We start from the raw sequence: 1,897 nt of genomic DNA, 5'->3' as shown, positions 1-1,897 counted from the left end.
CACGCTCATCCCCACCAAGCACATCGATCGACGACACCCGCCGCGATGGATCAGCGGTCAACGCCACCAACACCCGCCCCAACCGCTCGATCAGAACCTCGATGCTGCTCCGATCAAAGACATCGGTGCGATACTCCACCACCCCACTGATTCCGGCGGGCTTGCCGGCCTCGGTCCAGCGCTCGGCTAAGGAGAACGTCCAATCCATTCGCGCAGTGTGGGTATCGACCGGCAACGCAGTGACTTGCACATCGCCCAGCGCACGTTCATCGGGAAGCTCATTGTTCTGCCAGGCCAACGTCACTTGCACCAGCGGGTGATGAGCCAACGACCGGGTCGGATTGAGCCGCTCCACCAACACCTCAAACGGCGCATCCTGATGCTCGAAGGCGGCCAGGCTGCGCGCGCGCACCTGATCTAGCAAGTCGTCGACACTAGGGTCACCGGTCAGATCGACCCGCAACACCAACGTGTTGACAAAAAAACCCACCAATTCATCGAGCGCGGGGTCGCGCCGCCCGGCGATCGGGAACCCCACCGCCACATCCGAACTGGCGCAAAGCTTGGCCAACAACACCGCCAAGCCCGCCTGCACCACCATGAAACTGGTCGCGTTGTGCGCACGGCCCACCCGCACCACCCGCTGGTGCAATTGCGCCGGCCAGTCCACCGCCACGGTGGAGCCGCGGTAATCGGCCACCGCCGGATAGGGCCGATCGGTCGGCAGATTCAGCCGCTCAGCCAACCCGGCCAGGGCGCGCTGCCAATAAGCCAACTGCGTTCCGATGCGGCTGCGCGGATCGTCGATGTCACCGAATTGTTCACGCTGCCACAGCGTGTAATCGACATACTGCACCGGCAGCGGCGCCCAGTGCGGGGACCGGCCCGCACAGCGGCTGGCGTACGCCACTCCCAGATCGCGCACCAGCGGGGTGACCGACCAGCCATCGGCGGCGATATGGTGCACCACCACCACCAACACATGCTCACCATCACCGATACGGAAAAGCCGCGCCCGCAACGGAATCCCGGCCGCCAAATCAAAGGGCTCACCCACCACCGCAGCGACGGCCTCACCCAGCCGGCTATCCGGCCAGCCGCCGGCATCGATGACCTGCCAGCCGAAGTCAGCCCGCTCAACCGGCACCACCACCTGGCGCGAAATCCCCCCCGGCGCGGCGAACAAAGTGCGCAAGCTCTCATGCCGGGCCACCACATCGGTCAACGCCGCACCTAGCGCCTTGTCATCCAGGCGCCCGTTCAGTCGCAACGCCACCGCCATGTGGTATACCGCTGAGGGCCCCTGCAACTGGTCGACGAACCACAATCGGTTCTGGGCAAACGACAACGGCACCACCGCCGGCCGCTCGACGGCCACCAACGGCTCCAGTCCACCGCTGTCATCACCGATTCGCGGCGCCAACTGAGCCACCGACGGCGCCTCGAAAACCGTCCGCACCGACAGCTGGGTATTCAAAGCTTTATTGACCGCCGCAACCAGACGCATGACCAACAGTGAGTCCCCGCCGAGTTCGAAGAAGGAGTCGTCTGCCCCGACGCGCTCGAGTCCGAGGACTTGGGCGTAGATGCCGGCCAGAATCTCTTCGACCGCGTTGGCGGGGGCGCGGTAGCGATCGAGCTGGGTGTAATCGGGTGCCGGTAGGGCGCGGGTGTCGAGCTTGCCGTTGACCGTCAACGGCAACGCCTCCAGTGCCACCACCGCTGTGGGCACCATGTAGCCCGGCAGCCGCTGGCCGAGCTGGGCCCGGATGCGGGCCGGGTCAGCGCTGCCGGTCACATAACCGACGAGGCGTTTGTCACCGGGGCGGTCCTCCCGCACGATCACCGCCGCCTGCTTGACCCCGTCGACAGCATTAAGCGCGGACTGGATCTCGCC

At 65.7% G+C, this 1,897-nt stretch carries 1 protein-coding gene; it reads right to left on the bottom strand.

The features are described from left to right. A partial coding sequence (locus tag A5651_RS01805; protein WP_231988493.1) for a condensation domain-containing protein occupies window positions 1-1,897 on the bottom strand: 1,897 nt, incomplete at both ends.

It is taken from the genome of Mycobacterium sp. 1274761.0 (assembly GCF_001668615.1).
Taxonomy (GTDB): Bacteria; Actinomycetota; Actinomycetes; order Mycobacteriales; family Mycobacteriaceae; genus Mycobacterium.
Note: the sequence above shows the minus strand (reverse complement) of the source record. Positions and strands in the feature narration are given on the sequence as shown.